Here is a 14,628-nt window from a genome sequence, read left to right on the forward strand (position 1 = left end):
GCAACCTGGGCCTGGTGCGGGCCCTGCACTTCCCGCGGGCCTCGCTGCCGATCTCCTTCGCGCTCCAGCAGCTCCAGCAGCTGATGTTCTCGATGGTGGTCCTCGTCGTCGTGATGCTGGCGTTCCGCAGCTTCCCGGACCTGTCCTGGCTGCTGGTGGTGCCCGCGCTGGCGCTGCAGTTCGTGTTCAACACCGGGCTGGCGCTGATCTTCGCCCGGATGGGCAGCAGCACGCCGGACCTGGCGCAGCTGATGCCGTTCGTGCTGCGGACGTGGATGTACGCCTCGGGCGTGATGTTCAGCATCCCGGTGATGCTGTCCGACAAGGACGTCCCCGTCTGGCTCGCCGACGTGCTCCAGCTCAATCCGGCCGCGGTCTACATGGACCTGGTCCGCTTCGCGATGATCGACGGCTACGGCTCCTCGTACCTGCCGCCGCACATCTGGGCGTTCGCGGTGGGCTGGGCCCTGCTGGCCGGCGTGGTCGGCTTCGTCTACTTCTGGAAGTCCGAGGAGAGGTACGGCCGTGGCTGACGACACGACGGATGCGCGGGTGCCCACCGTCATCGCGGACGAGCTGCACATCGTCTACCGCGTCAACGGCGCCAAGACCGGCAAGGGCAGCGCCACGGCGGCGCTCAGCCGCATCGTGAAGCGGGGCGAGGAGCGGGGTGTGCGCAAGGTGCACGCCGTGCGCGGGGTCTCCTTCGTCGCCTACCGGGGCGAGGCGATCGGCCTGATCGGCTCCAACGGCTCCGGCAAGTCCACCCTGCTGCGGGCCATCGCCGGGCTGCTGCCCGCGGAGAAGGGCAAGGTCTACACCGACGGCCAGCCCTCGCTGCTCGGTGTCAACGCGGCCCTGATGAACGATCTGACGGGCGAGCGCAACGTCATCCTGGGCGGGCTCGCCATGGGCATGTCCCGCGAGCAGATCAAGGAGCGCTACCAGGAGATCGTCGACTTCTCCGGCATCAACGAGAAGGGCGACTTCATCACCCTGCCGATGCGCACCTACTCCTCCGGCATGGCGGCCCGGCTGCGCTTCTCCATCGCCGCCGCCAAGGACCACGACGTCCTCATGATCGACGAGGCGCTGGCCACCGGCGACCGCAAGTTCCAGAAGCGTTCCGAGGCACGCATCCGGGAACTGCGCAAGCACGCCGGGACGGTCTTCCTGGTCAGCCACAACAACAAGTCCATCCGCGACACCTGCGACCGCGTGCTGTGGCTGGAGCGCGGTGAACTGCGCATGGACGGACCCACCGACGAGGTCATCAAGGAATACGAGAAGTTCACGGGGAAGTAGCCCGTTCAGGCCGTGTTCGGATCCTGTGGCCCGCCGGAACTCTCCGGCGGGGCCACACGTCTGAAAAAGCGGCGTCAATTCCGGCCGCGCGACGCAATCCTGACGCCGTCGGCCGTGTTGCCCCGGTGCCCGGGGACCCCCGGCGATGCGCCCCACGTTGTACAACGTAAGCTGGAGCGGTCCCGAAAGGCGGCAATCAGGGCCATAATGCCCGTCACCATCCAGCGATACCGCCGGGCGGAAACCTGGGCGGCGTGTCCGAAATAGTGTGTATTGGGTCAGCGGTGTAGAACGGGAGATGTGACGGCAATGGCTACGGAGACTCCCAGGCTGAACGCAGCGTGCGCCGTCCCCGCCCCGGGCAGTCCGCGATGACGCCCACCGCCGCGGCACGGGCCGCCGGCGTCGAGCGGGCCACACTGGACAAGGCCGCCGCCGAGAACTTCCCCGTCGCCCCCTTCTTCCTGCCCAGGTCCTGGCGCGACGACCTCATGGCCGTGTACGGCTTCGCCCGTCTGGTCGACGACATCGGCGACGGCGACCTGGCGCCCGGCGGCGCCGACGCGCGGCTCCTCGGCGTCACGCCGGACGAGGCCGACGACCGGCTGGTCCTGCTGGACGCCTTCGAGGCCGACCTCCGCCGGGTGTTCGACCCGGCCGGCCCGGCGCCCCGCCACCCACTGCTGCTCCGGCTGCTGCCGACCGTCCGCCGGCACGCGCTGACCCCCGAGCCCTTCCTCGGCCTCGTCGCGGCGAACCGCCAGGACCAGCTCGTCAAGCGCTACGAGACCTACGACGACCTGCTCGCCTACTGCGAACTGTCGGCCAATCCGGTGGGCCGGCTGGTGCTCGCCGTCACCGGGACCGCCACCCCGGAGCGGATCCGCCGCTCCGACGCGATCTGCACGGCCCTGCAGATCGTCGAGCACCTCCAGGACGTCGCCGAGGACCTCGGCCGCGACCGTGTCTACCTGCCCGCCACCGACATGAAGCTCTTTCACGTGGAGGAGGCGGACCTCGCCGCACCGACCGCCGGCGCGTCCGTGCGCGCGCTCGTCGCCCATCAGGCGCAACGCGCCCTGGACCTGCTGGACGAGGGCGCGCCCCTGGTGGGCAGCGTCCGCGGCAGACTCAGGCTGCTGCTCACGGGGTTCGTGGCGGGCGGACGGGCGGCCGTCCGGGCGATCGCCGCCGCCGAATACGACGTACTTCCCGGCCCGCCCAAGCCCGGCAGGATGCAGCTGCTGCGCGAGGCGGGCGTGACTCTGCGAGGAAAGGGGTGATCCGGACCGTGGAGTCGCAACCACTCACGTCCGCACCGGTACTCGCCGCCTACAGCTACTGCGAGACCGTCACCGGACAGCAGGCGCGCAACTTCGCCTACGGCATCCGGCTGCTGCCCACGCCGGAGCGGCGGGCGATGTCGGCGCTGTACGCGTTCTCCCGGCGGGTCGACGACATCGGCGACGGCCCCCTCGCGGACGACGTCAAGGTCGCCCGGCTGGAGGACACCAGGGCGCTGCTCGCGCGGATCCGGGACGGAGCGGTCGACGAGGACGACACCGACCCGGTCGCCGTCGCCCTCGCGCACGCCGCCGCGCGCTTCCCGATCCCGCTCGGCGGTCTGGACGAACTCATCGACGGCGTCCAGATGGACGTACGGGGCGAGACGTACGAGACCTGGGACGACCTCAAGGTCTACTGCCGCTGCGTCGCGGGCGCCATCGGCAGGCTCTCGCTCGGCGTGTTCGGCACCGAGCCCGGCGCGCGCGGCTCCGAGCGCGCCGCCGAGTACGCCGACACGCTGGGGCTCGCGCTGCAGCTGACCAATATCCTCAGGGACGTCCGGGAGGACGCCGAGGGCGGGCGCACCTACCTGCCCGCCGACGACCTCGCCAAGTTCGGCTGCTCCGCCGGGTTCGACGGCCCGACCCCACCGGAGGGCTCCGACTTCGCGGGCCTGGTGCACTTCGAGGTGCGCAGGGCCCGCGCCCTCTTCGCCGAGGGCTACCGGCTGCTCCCCATGCTCGACCGGCGCAGCGGCGCCTGCGTGGCCGCCATGGCCGGCATCTACCGCCGGCTCCTGGACCGCATCGAGCGCGACCCCGCGGCCGTGCTCCGCGGCCGGGTCTCCCTGCCCGGCCGGGAGAAGGCCTACGTCGCGGTGCGCGGCCTGTCGGGCCTGGACACCCGGAACGTGACCCGGCGGACCGTCAGGAGGCGGGCCTGATGGACACCCCGCTCCCCGGCGGAAACCGGCGGGCAACCCTCCGCCGCGACGCCGCGTCCCAGACTGAGACGGCCGGTCGCGCACCCTTCGCGCGGCCCGGCCGGCCGGGGGAGGGCACATGAGCCACGGCACACGCGCCGGGGGGCCGGGCACGGACCGGCCGGCCCCGGCCGGACGGCACGCCGTCGTGGTCGGCGGCGGGCTCGCCGGCGTCACCGCCGCGCTCGCCCTCGCCGACGCCGGAGTGGGCGTCACGCTGCTGGAGGGCCGGCCGCGCCTGGGCGGTCTCGCCTTCTCCTTCCGCCGCGGCGGCCTGACCGTCGACAACGGCCAGCACGTGTACCTGCGCTGCTGCACCGCCTACCGCTGGTTCCTCGACCGGATCGGCGGAGCGGCGCTGGCACCGCTGCAGAACCGTCTCGACGTGCCCGTGCTCGACCTCGCGCGTCCCGAGGGGCGGCGGCTCGGCCGGCTGCGGCGCGACCCGCTGCCGGTGCCGCTGCACCTGGGCCGCAGCCTCGCCGCGTACCCGCACCTGTCGCTCGCCGATCGGGCCCGGGTGGGCCGTGCCGCGCTGGCGCTGAAGGGACTCGACCTCGCCGATCCGGCCCTGGACGACCAGGACTTCGGCAGCTGGCTGGCCGCGCACGGCCAGTCGGCGCGTGCCGTCGAGGCACTGTGGGACCTGGTCGGCGTCGCCACCCTCAACGCGGTCGCGGACGACACCTCCCTGGCGCTGGCCGCGATGGTGTTCAAGACCGGTCTGCTCTCCGACCCCTCGGCCGCCGACATCGGCTGGGCCCGGGTGCCGCTGGGCGAACTGCACGACCGCCTCGCCCGGCAGGCACTCGACGCCGCCGGTGTGCGGACCGAGGTCCGCACCCGGGTCGCCTCCCTCTCCCCGCACGCGGACGGAGGGTGGAGCGTACGGATCCCCGGCGAGACCATCACGGCCGACACGGTCGTGCTCGCCGTACCGCAGCGCGAGGCGTACGACCTGCTGCCCGCCGGCGCGCTCGACGCACCAGAGCGGCTCCTCGGCATCGGCACCGCGCCGATCCTCAACGTCCACGTGGTCTACGACCGGCCGGTGCTCACGCGGCCCTTCTTCGCGGCCCTCGGCACCCCCGTGCAGTGGGTCTTCGACCGTACCGACGCCTCCGGACTGGAGCGCGGCCAGTACCTGGCGGTGTCCCAGTCGGTCGCCCAGGCCGACATCGACGAGCCGGTCGCCGTGCTGCGCGAACGCTACCTGCCCGAACTCCGCCGGCTGCTGCCGCGCACCCGCGGCGCACGGGTCGAGGACTTCTTCGTCACCCGGGAGCGCACCGCCACGTTCGCTCCCGCACCCGGCGTCGGACGCCTCAGGCCCGGCGCCCGCACCAAGGCACCCGGCCTCTACCTGGCCGGAGCGTGGACCGCCACCGGGTGGCCCGCGACCATGGAGGGCGCTGTCCGCAGCGGCGTCGGCGCGGCGGACGCCGCGCTGGGCGCCCTCGGCCGGCCCCGTCCCCGCCACCTCTTCGCCCTCGAGGAGGCGGCCTGATGCTGCAACGGAGCGGCGCGGCAGGTTCCCGCACCCCCGGTACCGCGACAAGAGGAGAGACTGTGCCCACTGTGCCCCCGGCCTCGCACGCCGCTCGAAGGACCGCGGTGGACGTCGCCGCGCTCCTGGAGCGCGGGCGGACCCTGGCCACGCCGGTACTGCGGGCGGCCGTCGACCGCCTGGCCCCTCCCATGGACACGGTCGCCGCCTACCACTTCGGCTGGATCGACGCCGAGGGCCGGCCCGCGGACGGCGACGGCGGCAAGGCCGTGCGTCCCGCGCTCGCGGTGCTGTCCGCCGAGGTCACCGGGGCCGCGCCGGAGACCGGCGTCCCCGGCGCGGTCGCGGTCGAACTGGTCCACAACTTCTCGCTGCTGCACGACGACCTGATGGACGGTGACGAGCAGCGCCGGCACCGCGACACCGTCTGGAAGGTGCACGGCCCCGCCCAGGCGATCCTCGTCGGCGACGCCCTGTTCGCCCTGGCCAACGAGGTGCTCCTGGAACTCGGCACCGTCGACGCCGGCCGCGCCACCCGGCGGCTGGCGACGGCGAGCCGTGCCCTGATCGACGGCCAGGCCCAGGACATCTCCTACGAACACCGCGACCGCGTCAGCGTCGAGGAGTGCCTGGAGATGGAGGGCAACAAGACCGGCGCCCTGCTCGCCTGCGCCAGCTCCATCGGTGCGGTGCTCGGCGGCGCCGACGACCGCACCGCCGACGCGCTGGAGAGGTACGGCTACCACCTCGGCCTCGCCTTCCAGGCCGTCGACGACCTCCTCGGCATCTGGGGCGACCCGGAGGCCACCGGCAAGCAGACCTGGAGCGACCTGCGCCAGCGCAAGAAGTCCCTCCCGGTCGTGGCGGCGCTCGCCGCCGACGGCCCCGCCTCCCGGCGGCTCGGCGAGATCCTCGCGGCCGACGCCAAGAGCAGCGACTTCGCGAACTTCTCCGAGGAGGAGTTCGCGGCCCGTGCCGCCCTCATCGAGGAGGCCGGCGGCCGCGAGTGGACCGCCGACGAGGCACGCCGTCAGCACACCATCGCCATCGAGGCCCTCGACGCCGTGGACATGCCCGACCGGGTGCGGGAGCAGTTCACGGCGCTCGCGGACTTCGTCGTCGTACGGAAGAGATGATCACTATCGGTCGAATAGCCCTCGCGTAGTCGCCGGCCGGTGTTGCGGGGAGAACGGCACCGGCCGACGGCGGACCCACAGCAGACGCACCACTTGCAGGACTGCACGAAGGGGAAGCCATGACAGCGACGACCGACGGAAGCACCGGGGCGGCCCTGCCGACCCGCGTGACCGCGGCCAGCGACAACGACACCGACATCCCCGAGGCGGCCGGGGTTCCCGACAGAGCCGCCCGCGCCGTGCGGCGCGCCACCGACCACCTGCTGTCCTTGCAACACGACGAGGGCTGGTGGAAGGGCGACCTCGAGACCAACGTCACGATGGACGCCGAGGACCTCCTGCTGCGCCAGTTCCTCGGTATCCGCGACGAGGACACCACCCGCGCGGCCGCCCTGTTCATCCGCGGGGAGCAGCGCGAGGACGGCACCTGGGCCACCTTCCACGGCGGACCCGGTGAACTCTCCACCACCATCGAGGCCTACGTCGCCCTGCGCCTCGCCGGTGATCGGCCCGACGCCCCGCACATGGCGCGGGCCGCCGCCTGGATCCGCGAGCGGGGCGGCATCGCCGCGTCCCGGGTCTTCACCCGGATCTGGCTGGCCCTCTTCGGCTGGTGGCAGTGGGAGGACCTGCCCGAACTCCCGCCCGAACTGATCTGGTTCCCGTCCTGGGTGCCCCTCAACATCTACGACTTCGGCTGCTGGGCGCGCCAGACCATCGTGCCGCTCACGATCGTCTCCGCCGAGCGGCCGGTGCGCCCCGCCCCGTTCCCGCTGGACGAACTGCACACCGACCCGCGCCACCCGAACCCTCCCCGGCCGTTCGCGCCGCTGAGGAGCTGGGACGGTGCCTTCCAGCGCCTGGACAAGGGCCTGCACGCCCTGCGCGGGGTGGTCCCGCGCCGGCTGCGCCGGGCGGCGATGAACACCGCCGCCCGCTGGATCGTCGAGCGGCAGGAGAACGACGGATGCTGGGGCGGCATCCAGCCCCCGGCCGTGTACTCCGTCATCGCGCTGCATCTGCTCGGCTACGACCTGAACCATCCGGTGATGCGCGCGGGTCTGGAATCGCTGGACCGGTTCGCCGTGTGGCGCGAGGACGGGGCCCGGATGATCGAGGCCTGCCAGTCCCCGGTGTGGGACACCTGCCTCGCCACCATCGCCCTGGCCGACGCGGGCCTGCCCGCCGACCACCCGCAACTGGTCAGGGCGGCCGACTGGATGCTCGGGGAACAGATCGTGCGGCCCGGCGACTGGTCGGTGCGCCGGCCCCAGCTGCCGCCCGGCGGCTGGGCGTTCGAGTTCCACAACGACAACTACCCCGACATCGACGACACCGCCGAGGTCGTGCTCGCGCTGCGGCGGGTCCGCCACCACGACCCCGAGCGGATGGACAACGCCATCGGGCGCGGGGTCCGCTGGACCCTCGGCATGCAGTCGAGGAACGGCGCGTGGGGCGCCTTCGACGTCGACAACACCAGCCCCTTCCCCAACCGGCTGCCGTTCTGCGACTTCGGCGAGGTCATCGACCCGCCGTCGGCCGACGTCACCGCCCACGTCGTGGAGATGCTCGCCCTCGAGGGCCTCGCCCACGACCCGCGCACCCGCCGCGGCATCCAGTGGCTCCTCGCCGAACAGGAGCCCGACGGCTCCTGGTTCGGACGCTGGGGCGTCAACTACCTCTACGGCACCGGCTCGGTGCTCCCCGCGCTGGCCGCGGCGGGCTTCCCCTCGTCGCACCCGGCGATCCGGCGTGCGGTGGCCTGGCTGGAGAGGGTGCAGAACGACGACGGCGGCTGGGGCGAGGACCTGCGCTCCTACCGCCACAGCCGGGAGTGGAGCGGCAGAGGGGCCTCCACCGCCTCGCAGACCGCCTGGGCCCTGATGGCGCTGCTCGCGGCGGGGGAGCGCGACTCCGGGGCCGTCGAACGCGGCGTCGAGTGGCTGGCGGCCACCCAGCGCGCGGACGGCTCCTGGGACGAGCCGTACTTCACCGGCACCGGCTTCCCCTGGGACTTCTCCATCAACTACCACCTCTACCGGCAGGTCTTCCCGCTCACCGCGCTCGGCCGGTACGTGCACGGGGATCCCTTCGGCGGCAAGGAACCGGTCGCCGTGAAGGCCGGCACCGGGCAGCGGTCCCTCGCCGAGGCGAAGGGCCGCTGATGACCCCGCAGGCGGCCCCGGCCCCGCTGCTGATCGCCTGCGCGCTCGGCATCGAGCAGTTCGCCCTGCGCAGGCGTGAACGCGGCAGGGCGGGCGGGCCGGTCACCGTCCTGCGCACCGGCATGGGACCGGCGGCGGCCGAGCGTTCCGTCACCCGGTTGCTCACCGGCGCGGACCTGCGCGGGGCGGCCGTCCTGGCCACCGGCTTCTGCGCGGGACTGGCACCCGGCATGCACCCCGGCGACCTGGTGGTCGCCGGGGAGACGCGCGACCCGCGCGGGACCGTCCCCTGCGTCGGGACCGACCTGCTGGTGAAGGAGCTGGTGCGGGCGGTGCCCGGGCGTACCGTCCACACCGGTCCGCTCACCGGGACCGACCACGTCGTGCGCGGCCACGAACGGTCCGCTCTGCTCGCCACCGGCGCGATCGCCGCCGACATGGAATCGGCGGCCACGCTCCTGAGCGCCGTCCGGACGGGCGAGCGCCCGGTTGCGGCCGTCCGGGTGGTCGTGGACGCTCCTGAACACGAGCTGGTCCGCATCGGCACGGTCCGCGGTGGAATATCGGCTTTCCGTGTGCTTCGTTCCGTCCTTCCGGCTTTCTATGAATGGCACCGTTCCTTGCTGCTCCCCAGGAGGTGAGCCAGATGGCCATGCCGCTGCGTCAGTCCGTCAAGGTCGCTACATACTTGGCCGCACAGAAGCTCCGCAGGCGGGACAAGTTTCCGCTCATCGTCGAACTGGAACCGCTCTTCGCCTGCAACCTCAAGTGCGAGGGGTGCGGCAAGATCCAGCACCCGGCCGGGGTGCTCAAGCAGCGGATGCCCGTCGCCCAGGCCGTGGGCGCCGTACTGGAGTCCGGTGCGCCGATGGTGTCGATCGCCGGCGGCGAACCCCTGATGCACCCGCAGATCCACGAGATCGCGCGCCAGCTGGTGGCCCGGCGCAAGTACGTCTTCCTGTGCACCAACGCCCTGCTCATGCGCAAGAAGATGGACCTGTTCACCCCCTCGCCCTACTTCGCCTTCGCGGTGCACATCGACGGCCTGCGCGAGCGGCACGACGAGTCCGTGGCCAAGGAGGGGGTCTTCGACGAGGCCGTGGAGGCCATCAAGGAGGCCAAGCGGCGCGGCTTCCGGGTCACCACCAACTCGACCTTCTTCAACACCGACACCCCGCAGACCGTCGTCGAGGTGCTCAACTACCTCAACGACGACCTGCGCGTCGACGAGATGATGATCTCGCCCGCCTACGCCTACGAGAAGGCCCCCGACCAGGAGCACTTCCTCGGCGTGGAACAGACCCGGGAGCTGTTCAGGAAGGCCTTCGCGGGCGGCAACCGGCGCCGCTGGCGGCTGAACCACTCGCCGCTGTTCCTGGACTTCCTCGAGGGCAAGGTCGACTTCCCGTGCACCGCGTGGGCGATCCCGAACTACTCGCTCTTCGGCTGGCAGCGCCCCTGCTACCTGATGAGCGACGGCTACGTGCCGACGTACCGGGAACTGATCGAGGACACCGACTGGGACCGGTACGGCCGCGGCAAGGACCCGCGCTGCGCCAACTGCATGGCGCACTGCGGCTACGAGCCCACCGCCGTCCTCGCCACCATGGGATCGCTGAAGGAGTCGCTGCGCGCCCTGCGCGAGACGGCCTCCGGGAACCGGGGGTGAGGCCGTGACAGCCGTCTCGCTCGGCATGCCCGCCGTGCCCGCGCCGCCGCTCGCCGAGCGGCGCGCGTCGCGGCGGATCCAGGTCGGACCGGTGGCGGTCGGCGGCGGCGCCCCGGTGTCGGTGCAGTCGATGACGACGACCCGCACGTCCGACATCGGCGCCACCCTCCAGCAGATCGCCGAACTCACCGCCACCGGCTGCCAGATCGTACGGGTCGCCTGCCCCACGCAGGACGACGCGGACGCACTCGCCACCATCGCCCGCAAGTCGCAGATCCCGGTGATCGCCGACATCCACTTCCAGCCCAAGTACGTGTTCGCGGCGATCGAGGCCGGCTGCGCCGCCGTGCGCGTCAACCCGGGCAACATCAAGCAGTTCGACGACCGGGTCAAGGAGATCGCCCGCGCCGCGCGGGACCACGGCACGCCCATCCGCATCGGGGTCAACGCGGGCTCGCTCGACCGGCGTCTGCTCCAGAAGTACGGCAGGGCCACCCCTGAGGCACTCGTCGAGTCCGCCCTGTGGGAGGCGTCCCTCTTCGAGGAGCACGGCTTCCGGGACATCAAGATCTCCGTCAAGCACAACGACCCGGTGATCATGATCAACGCCTACCGGATGCTCGCCGAGGCCTGCGACTACCCGCTGCACCTCGGCGTCACCGAGGCCGGCCCGGCGTTCCAGGGCACGGTCAAGTCGGCGGTCGCCTTCGGGGCACTGCTCAGCGAGGGCATCGGTGACACCATCCGGGTCTCGCTGTCCGCGCCGCCGGCCGAGGAGGTCAAGGTCGGCATCCAGATCCTCCGGTCACTGGGGCTGAAGGAGCGGCGGCTGGAGATCGTCTCCTGCCCGTCCTGCGGCCGCGCCCAGGTCGACGTGTACAAGCTCGCCGAGGAGGTCACCGCGGGACTGGACGGCATGGAGGTGCCGCTGCGGGTGGCCGTCATGGGCTGTGTGGTGAACGGTCCGGGCGAGGCGCGCGAGGCCGACCTCGGGGTCGCCTCCGGCAACGGCAAGGGGCAGATCTTCGTGAAGGGCGAGGTCGTCAAGACCGTCCCCGAGTCGAAGATCGTGGAGACGCTGATCGAGGAGGCGATGAAGATCGCCGAGCAGATGGAGAAGGACGGCACCGCGTCGGGGGAGCCGGCCGTCACCGTGAGCTGAACACCGCGGCATTCTTCGAAGGGGGCCCGAGCGTGACCATTCTGGAGACCATTCGGCAACCACACGACCTGAAGGCGCTGTCCGAACGGCAGCTCGGAGAACTGTCCCAGGAGATCCGGGAGTTCCTGGTGCACGCGGTGGCCAGGACCGGCGGCCACCTCGGCCCCAACCTCGGGGTGGTGGAACTCACCGTCGCCCTGCACCGGGTCTTCGAGTCGCCGGTGGACCGCATCCTGTGGGACACCGGCCACCAGAGCTATGTGCACAAACTGCTGACCGGGCGTCAGGACTTCTCCAAGCTGCGCGGAAAGGGCGGCCTGTCCGGCTACCCCTCCCGGGAGGAGTCCGAGCACGACGTCATCGAGAACAGCCACGCCTCCACGGCCCTCGGCTGGGCCGACGGGCTCGCCCGGGCCCGCCGGGTCCGGGGGGAGAAGGGCCACGTCGTCGCGGTGATCGGCGACGGCGCGCTCACCGGCGGGATGGCCTGGGAGGCGCTCAACAACATCGCCGCCGCCAAGGACCGGCCGCTGATCGTCGTCGTCAACGACAACGAACGCTCCTACGCGCCCACCATCGGCGGCCTCGCCAACCACCTCGCGACCCTGCGCACCACCGACGGCTACGAGCGCGTACTCGCCTGGGGCAAGGACGTGCTCCAGCGCACGCCCGTGGTCGGCCGCACCCTCTACGAGGCCCTGCACGGCGCGAAGAAGGGCTTCAAGGACGCCTTCGCGCCGCAGGGACTCTTCGAGGACCTGGGCCTGAAGTACCTCGGCCCGATCGACGGCCACGACATCAAGGCCGTGGAGTCCGCGCTGCGCCGCGCCAAGCGGTTTCACGGACCCGTGCTGGTCCACTGCCTCACCGAGAAGGGCCGCGGCTACGGGCCCGCCCTCGCCCACGAGGAGGACCACTTCCACACCGTCGGCGCGATGGACCCGCTCACCTGTGCGCCCCTGGCTCCCTCCGGCGGACCGTCGTGGACCTCCGTCTTCGGCGAGGAGATCGTCAGGATCGGCGAGGAGCGCGAGGACATCGTGGCGATCACCGCCGCCATGCTGCGTCCGGTGGGGCTCGGCGCCTTCGCCGAGCGGTTCCCGGACCGGGTGTGGGACGTCGGCATCGCCGAGCAGCACGCGGCCGTCTCCGCGGCCGGCCTGGCCACCGGTGGCCTGCACCCGGTCGTGGCCGTCTACGCCACCTTCCTCAACCGCGCCTTCGACCAACTGCTGATGGACGTGGCGCTGCACCGCTGCGGGGTCACGTTCGTACTGGACCGGGCCGGTGTCACCGGCGTCGACGGGCCCTCCCACAACGGCATGTGGGACATGTCCGTCCTCCAGGTCGTCCCCGGCCTGCGCATCGCCGCGCCCCGCGACGCCGACCAGCTGCGCGCGCAGCTGCGCGAGGCGGTCGCCGTCGACGACGCGCCGACCCTGGTGCGCTTCCCGAAGGAGTCCGTGGGGCCGGCGGTCCCCGCGCTGGACCGCGTCGGCGGCATGGACGTACTGCACCGTGCCGGGTCGCCGGAGGTGCTGCTGGTGGCCGTCGGTGTGATGGCGCCCGTCTGCCTCCAGGCCGCCGGACTGCTCGAGGCACGCGGCATCGGCTGCACGGTGGTCGACCCCCGCTGGGTCAAGCCCGTCGACGCCGCGCTCCCGGGACTGGCCGCCGAGCACCGCCTGGTGGCCGTCGTCGAGGACAACAGCCGCGCGGGCGGAGTGGGTTCGGCGGTGGCGCTGGCCCTGGGCGACGCCGACGTCGACGTACCCGTACGGCGGTTCGGCATCCCCGACCAGTTCCTCCCGCACGCCAAACGCGGCGAGGTGCTGGCCGACATCGGCCTCACGCCCGTCGAGGTCGCCGGACGGATCGGCGCGAGCCTCGCCGTCCGGGAGGAGCCCGCACACCCGTCACCGGACCCACAGGAGCACCAGGCATGACGACCGCGGAGTCCGCGTCGGACTCGTCGCAGACCGGGGAGTTCGACCTCGGCGCGCTGCTGGCCGAGCGCGGGGCCGAGCGCTACGAGCTGCACAGCCGTCACCTCAACCACCAGCTCCCGCGCATGCTGCACACCATCGGCTTCGACAAGGTCTACGTGCGCGCCGAGGGCGCCCACTTCTGGGACGCCGACGGCAACGACCACCTGGACATGCTCGCCGGGTTCGGGGTGATGGGGCTCGGCCGCCACCACCCGGTGGTCCGCAAGGCCCTGCACGACGTCCTGGACGCCTCCCTCGCCGACCTCACCCGCTTCGACTGCCAGCCGCTGCCCGGTCTGCTGGCCGAGCGGCTGCTCGCGCACAGCCCGCACCTGGACCGGGTGTTCTTCGGCAACAGCGGCACGGAAGCGGTGGAAGGCGCCCTGAAGTTCGCCCGGTACGTGACCGGCCGGCCACGGGTGCTGTACTGCGAGCACGCCTTCCACGGCCTGACCACCGGCTCCCTGTCCGTCAACGGCGAGGCGGGTTTCCGGGACGGGTTCGCCCCGCTGCTGCCGGACACGGCCGTGCCGCTCGGAGACCTCGACGCCCTGGAGCGGGAGCTGCGCCGGGGCGACGTGGCCGCCCTGATCGTCGAGCCGGTCCAGGGCAAGGGCGTACACGCGGCACCGCCGGGCTACCTGCGGGGCGCGCAGGAGCTGCTGCGCCGGCACAAGGCCCTGCTCATCGCCGACGAGGTGCAGACCGGGCTGGGCAGGACCGGCGACTTCTACGCCTACCAGCACGAGGAGGGGGTGGAGCCGGACCTGGTGTGCGTGGCCAAGGCGCTCTCCGGCGGGTACGTGCCGGTGGGCGCGACCATCGGCAGGGACTGGATCTTCAAGAAGGTCTTCTCGTCGATGGACCGGGTGCTGGTCCACTCGGCCAGCTTCGGGGCCAACGCCCAGGCCATGGCGGCGGGCCTCGCCGTGCTGTCGGTCATGGAGAACGAGGGGATCGTCGCGCACGTGCGGACCACCGGGGAGCTGCTGCGGTCCCGGCTGGCCGCCCTGGTCGACAAGTACGAGCTGCTCGCCGACGTCCGCGGCCGGGGCCTGATGATCGGCATCGAGTTCGGCCGGCCCCGGTCGCTGCGGCTGCGCTCGCGCTGGACCATGCTGCAGGCCGCCCGCAAGGGCCTCTTCGCGCAGATGGTGGTCGTGCCGCTGCTGCAACGGCACCGGATCCTCACCCAGGTCTCCGGCGACCACATGGAGGTGATCAAACTGATCCCGCCGCTGGTCGTCGACGAGGCGGACGTGGAGCGGTTCGTGGACGCCTTCACCGCCGTGATGGACGACGCGCACGACGGCGGACTCATCTGGGAGTTCGGCAGGACCCTGGTGAAGCAGGCGGTCGCCGACCGCTGACCCGGGCACCCGCTCTGGTTTTGCCTCTGAGACAAGAAAATTGCCCCAGGGGCAAAT

13 protein-coding genes are annotated in these 14,628 nt (G+C 72.1%); all 13 read left to right on the plus strand.

The features are described 5' to 3' along the window. Window positions 1–533, plus strand: a 533-nt coding sequence (locus IE118_RS31545) for an ABC transporter permease (RefSeq protein WP_189561528.1), incomplete at its 5' end; no start/stop codon positions are given. Next, complete coding sequence (locus IE118_RS31550) at window positions 526–1,305, plus strand: ABC transporter ATP-binding protein (RefSeq protein ID WP_189561529.1); 780 nt, start codon at window positions 526–528, stop codon at window positions 1,303–1,305. The genes IE118_RS31545 and IE118_RS31550, both read left to right, overlap by 8 nt. Before the next feature lie 371 nt (window positions 1,306–1,676). Next, window positions 1,677–2,588 carry a squalene synthase HpnC gene (gene hpnC / locus IE118_RS31555; RefSeq protein WP_189561530.1) on the plus strand — a complete coding sequence of 304 codons (912 nt, stop codon included), beginning with the start codon at window positions 1,677–1,679 and terminating at the stop codon, window positions 2,586–2,588. Next, window positions 2,585–3,535: a presqualene diphosphate synthase HpnD gene (gene hpnD / locus IE118_RS31560; RefSeq protein ID WP_189561531.1), complete on the plus strand. Its 951-nt coding sequence runs from the start codon at window positions 2,585–2,587 to the stop codon at window positions 3,533–3,535. Before hpnC ends, hpnD begins: the two co-directional genes overlap by 4 nt. After that, the gene (locus IE118_RS34800) at window positions 3,535–3,657 is read left to right on the plus strand and encodes a DUF6380 family protein (RefSeq protein WP_351807252.1); all 123 of its coding nucleotides are present in this window, start codon (window positions 3,535–3,537) and stop codon (window positions 3,655–3,657) included. Before hpnD ends, IE118_RS34800 begins: the two co-directional genes overlap by 1 nt. Continuing rightward, a complete protein-coding gene (gene hpnE / locus IE118_RS31565; RefSeq protein WP_189561532.1) occupies window positions 3,654–5,081 on the plus strand; it encodes a hydroxysqualene dehydroxylase HpnE in 1,428 nt (475 codons plus the stop codon). The genes IE118_RS34800 and hpnE overlap by 4 nt, the downstream gene beginning before the upstream one ends. Window positions 5,082–5,152: 71 nt before the next feature. Continuing rightward, on the plus strand, window positions 5,153–6,217 hold the full coding sequence (locus IE118_RS31570) for a polyprenyl synthetase family protein (protein ID WP_189561620.1): 1,065 nt from the start codon (window positions 5,153–5,155) through the stop codon (window positions 6,215–6,217). Window positions 6,218–6,336: 119 nt separating this feature from the next. After that, window positions 6,337–8,382: a squalene--hopene cyclase gene (shc, locus tag IE118_RS31575; protein WP_189561533.1), complete on the plus strand. Its 2,046-nt coding sequence runs from the start codon at window positions 6,337–6,339 to the stop codon at window positions 8,380–8,382. Further along, on the plus strand, window positions 8,382–9,023 hold the full coding sequence (locus tag IE118_RS31580; protein ID WP_189561534.1) for a phosphorylase family protein: 642 nt from the start codon (window positions 8,382–8,384) through the stop codon (window positions 9,021–9,023). The genes shc and IE118_RS31580 overlap by 1 nt, the downstream gene beginning before the upstream one ends. Window positions 9,024–9,028: 5 nt before the next feature. Further along, complete coding sequence (gene hpnH / locus IE118_RS31585; RefSeq protein WP_189561535.1) at window positions 9,029–10,051, plus strand: adenosyl-hopene transferase HpnH; 1,023 nt, start codon at window positions 9,029–9,031, stop codon at window positions 10,049–10,051. Between the two features lie 4 nt (window positions 10,052–10,055). After that, on the plus strand, window positions 10,056–11,213 hold the full coding sequence (gene ispG / locus IE118_RS31590) for a flavodoxin-dependent (E)-4-hydroxy-3-methylbut-2-enyl-diphosphate synthase (protein ID WP_189561536.1): 1,158 nt from the start codon (window positions 10,056–10,058) through the stop codon (window positions 11,211–11,213). A 32-nt stretch (window positions 11,214–11,245) separates the two neighbouring features. Further along, window positions 11,246–13,159 (plus strand): 1-deoxy-D-xylulose-5-phosphate synthase, encoded by a 1,914-nt coding sequence (gene dxs / locus IE118_RS31595; RefSeq protein WP_189561537.1) that lies wholly within the window; start codon window positions 11,246–11,248, stop codon window positions 13,157–13,159. Next, window positions 13,156–14,571, plus strand: coding sequence for an aspartate aminotransferase family protein (locus IE118_RS31600; protein WP_189561538.1), 1,416 nt, complete (start codon window positions 13,156–13,158; stop codon window positions 14,569–14,571). Before dxs ends, IE118_RS31600 begins: the two co-directional genes overlap by 4 nt. The last annotated feature ends 57 nt before the right edge of the window (window positions 14,572–14,628 follow it).

Source organism: Streptomyces pilosus, assembly GCF_014649835.1.
GTDB classification, from domain to species: Bacteria; Actinomycetota; Actinomycetes; order Streptomycetales; family Streptomycetaceae; genus Streptomyces; species Streptomyces pilosus.

Bases quoted from the DNA above. Each gene is read 5' to 3' on its own strand.
- hpnC (WP_189561530.1), top strand. From the start codon at position 1,677: ATGACGCCCACCGCCGCGGCACGGGCCGCCGGCGTCGAGCGGGCCACA.
- IE118_RS34800 (WP_351807252.1), top strand. From the start codon at position 3,535: ATGGACACCCCGCTCCCCGGCGGAAACCGGCGGGCAACCCTCCGCCGC.
- hpnE (WP_189561532.1), top strand. From the start codon at position 3,654: ATGAGCCACGGCACACGCGCCGGGGGGCCGGGCACGGACCGGCCGGCC.
- shc (WP_189561533.1), top strand. From the start codon at position 6,337: ATGACAGCGACGACCGACGGAAGCACCGGGGCGGCCCTGCCGACCCGC.
- IE118_RS31580 (WP_189561534.1), top strand. From the start codon at position 8,382: ATGACCCCGCAGGCGGCCCCGGCCCCGCTGCTGATCGCCTGCGCGCTC.
- hpnH (WP_189561535.1), top strand. From the start codon at position 9,029: ATGGCCATGCCGCTGCGTCAGTCCGTCAAGGTCGCTACATACTTGGCC.
- IE118_RS31600 (WP_189561538.1), top strand. From the start codon at position 13,156: ATGACGACCGCGGAGTCCGCGTCGGACTCGTCGCAGACCGGGGAGTTC.